The following is a 2,894-nucleotide window of genomic DNA, read 5'->3' on the forward strand; positions in this document are numbered from 1 at the left end:
TCCCGCTGATGAAGACCGATTGAAGGCTCGTCAAGAATGTACATTACGCCCGTCAAACCTGAACCAATCTGAGTTGCAAGCCGGATTCGCTGAGCCTCACCGCCACTTAAAGTACCTGCAGAGCGTTCAAGGGTGAGGTAATCAAGGCCGACATTTTTTAAGAAAGTTAGCCGTGCTTTGATTTCTTTTAAAATCTGGGAAGCAATCAGTTTTTCAGTTTCGGTAAGTTCAAGACTTTCGATAAAATCAAGGCTTTCGATTACGCTCAAAGCACAGAGTTCGATAATGTTTTTTCCGCCTAAAGTAACGCCGAGTGCTTCTTTTCGTAAGCGTTTTCCATGGCAGCAGGTACACTCAGAGACAGACATGAACCGCTCTTCCATTCGTACCCGCTGAGCTTCTCCCCACGCTTCGTTGTGACGCCTTTTCATGTCGGCAAGAACTCCAATCCACGGCCGCTTGTATTCAGAATAACCTTCGCCGCTCTGCTTCTGATAAATCCAGTGCATAATTTTTGTATCATCGCCGTTCCAGAGGAAATTTTTCTGATCTTCGCTCAAATCTTTAATCGGAGTGTCGAGCGAAAATCCGCCTGTTTCTGCAACTGCACTAAAAAGTGAGTGATTCCACTCGCTTTCTGGATTGTAGAAAGGAAAAGCCCCCTCGTTAAAAGAAAGACTTTCATCAGGAAGAATTTTTTTTACATCCCATTCCATTTTTTCGCCAATTCCCGTACATTCAGGACAGGCTCCAAAAGGATTGTTAAAAGAAAAAAGACGCGGCTGAAGTTCAGGAATAGAAATTCCGCAGTCAGGGCAGGCATTTTTCTGGCTGAAAAACACTTCTTCTTCGTGAAAGCCTTTTTCTGAATCATCTTCAACACGACGAAGAACAATCAGAACGCCGTTACTTGCCTGTAAAGCCGCCTCAACCGACTCTGCAAGACGCTTTCGCGAGTCTTCTTTAAGAGCAATACGGTCAACAACGATTTCGATTGTGTGCTTTTTCTGCTTGTCAAGTTTAATTGAATCATCAAGTTCGACCATTAAACCGTCGATTCGGGCACGCACAAAGCCTGACTTCTGTGCATCTTCGATAATCTTCTGATGTTCGCCCTTTTTTCCTCGGATAACAGGAGCTAAAAGCGTGATTCTTGTGCCTTCTCCCCATCCTAAAATTGTTCCGATAATCTGATCTTCACTCTGCTCTTTGATTTCCCGCCCGCAATTCGGGCAGTGAGCCTGACCGATCCGTGCAAAAAGAAGCCTGTAGTAATCGTAAATTTCTGTAACAGTTCCGACAGTAGAACGGGGATTATTGTGAGTAGTTTTCTGTTCGATTGAAATTGCCGGAGAAAGCCCTTCGATTAAATCGACATCAGGCTTATCCATACTGCCCAAAAATTGCCGTGCGTACGAAGAAAGGCTTTCCATGTAACGCCGCTGACCTTCAGCAAAAAGAGTGTCAAAAGCAAGGGAAGATTTTCCGCTTCCTGAAAGCCCTGAAATGACAACGAGTTTGTTACGCGGAAGCTCCACGCTGATATTTTTAAGATTGTGTTCCCGTGCCCCCTGAATTACGATTTTTTCGCCGGAAACCTTATGTATATTCTTGAATAAATAGGTATTTTCTGATTTTTCCACAAATCTATTATATCAGATTCACAAGCCATTGAGCAACAAAAGCCACTACACAGCATGCAATTGCAACCGGAAACAATCCTGCACCTAAAAAAGCAAGCAGCACACCTACAGCAAGAGATGCAAGGCCTGCAATCTGAGAATCAGTTGTCTGCACAATTGCAGGGAAAGTCATGACAGAAAGAGTAACGTAAGGTACATAGTACAGAAATGAACGTATAAACTGGTTTTTAATCGGCTTACGGATTAAAGTAAGAGGCAGAACACGGATTAAATAAGAGATAAACCAGGCAGTAAAAATATAAATCCAAATATTTCCAGACATAGATTTTAATTCTCCGTTTTAATTTTCAGTTTCTTCCACAGGCTTTAAATACGCAAGAACCGCAGAAATTACCACAGTAAGGATAATTGTCCTGTTTCCGCCCGAAAGATTTTTTATATACGGAAGAACTGAAAATCCCCAGCTTAATGCAAAACTTATTAAAACTGCGGCTGCAATTGTCATATTTTTTTTGGCAGCAGGAATTATAATTGCGATAAACATGCCGTAAAGTGCAACCGAAAGAGCACATACAACAGAAGACGGAAGAATATTTCCGGCAATAATTCCAAGAGAAGTTCCTAAACTCCATAAAGGAACAGCCACCGCCATTACACCGTAATTATAAAAAGGGCTCCATACTCCTTTCTGCGAAATTGAAACTCCAAATATTTCGTCTGTAATTCCGAATGCCACTAAAAATCTGTGAAAAAAAGGAATTTCGGAAGAAAACTTTTGAGTTAAGGCACAGCTCATAAGCATATACCGTGCATTTACAACAAAAGTGATAACAGCGACTTCTATATAGGTGACAACCTGCTCTATGGAAGTAAAAAGAGCATATTCCCCGGCGGACGCAAGATTAAACCAGCTGGCGGTAAACCCCTGAAAAGGATTAAGTCCTGCTTTGCGGGCAACAATTCCAAGTGAAAAAGATACTGCAAAATAACCAAGACCTATCGGGATTCCCGCAGCAAGTCCATTTAAAAACGCAGATTTGTTATTCATAATACTCTAAGCCAAATAAAAAATCCCTGCACAAAAAGCAGGGAAATCTTAAAATCATCCATTACAGTTGCCACACGGATGCGACAGAAAGCAATTTAACCCGCAAGTTTTTGTTTACAAAAACTCGTCAAGACAGGAGGTCAATAGCCACTACGGGAGTCGAACCCGTCTCTCCGCCTTGAGAGGGCGGCGAACTAAACCGA

At 42.3% G+C, this 2,894-nt stretch carries 3 protein-coding genes; all 3 read right to left on the minus strand.

The features are described from left to right. A partial coding sequence (locus tag ACKI5B_RS08755) for a UvrA family protein (protein WP_486401671.1) occupies positions 1-1,643 on the minus strand: 1,643 nt, incomplete at its 3' end. A gap of 7 nt (positions 1,644-1,650) precedes the next feature. Continuing rightward, a complete protein-coding gene (locus ACKI5B_RS08760; RefSeq protein WP_407427843.1) occupies positions 1,651-1,965 on the minus strand; it encodes an AzlD domain-containing protein in 315 nt (104 codons plus the stop codon). 18 nt (positions 1,966-1,983) lie between these two features. After that, positions 1,984-2,691 carry an AzlC family ABC transporter permease gene (locus ACKI5B_RS08765; RefSeq protein WP_407427845.1) on the minus strand — a complete coding sequence of 236 codons (708 nt, stop codon included), beginning with the start codon at positions 2,689-2,691 and terminating at the stop codon, positions 1,984-1,986. Positions 2,692-2,894: the final 203 nt, after the last annotated feature.

The organism is Treponema sp. (assembly GCF_045657965.1).
Classification (GTDB): Bacteria; Spirochaetota; Spirochaetia; order Treponematales; family Treponemataceae; genus Treponema_D.

Bases quoted from the DNA above. Each gene is read 5' to 3' on its own strand.
- ACKI5B_RS08760 (WP_407427843.1), bottom strand. From the start codon at position 1,965: ATGTCTGGAAATATTTGGATTTATATTTTTACTGCCTGGTTTATCTCT.
- ACKI5B_RS08765 (WP_407427845.1), bottom strand. From the start codon at position 2,691: ATGAATAACAAATCTGCGTTTTTAAATGGACTTGCTGCGGGAATCCCG.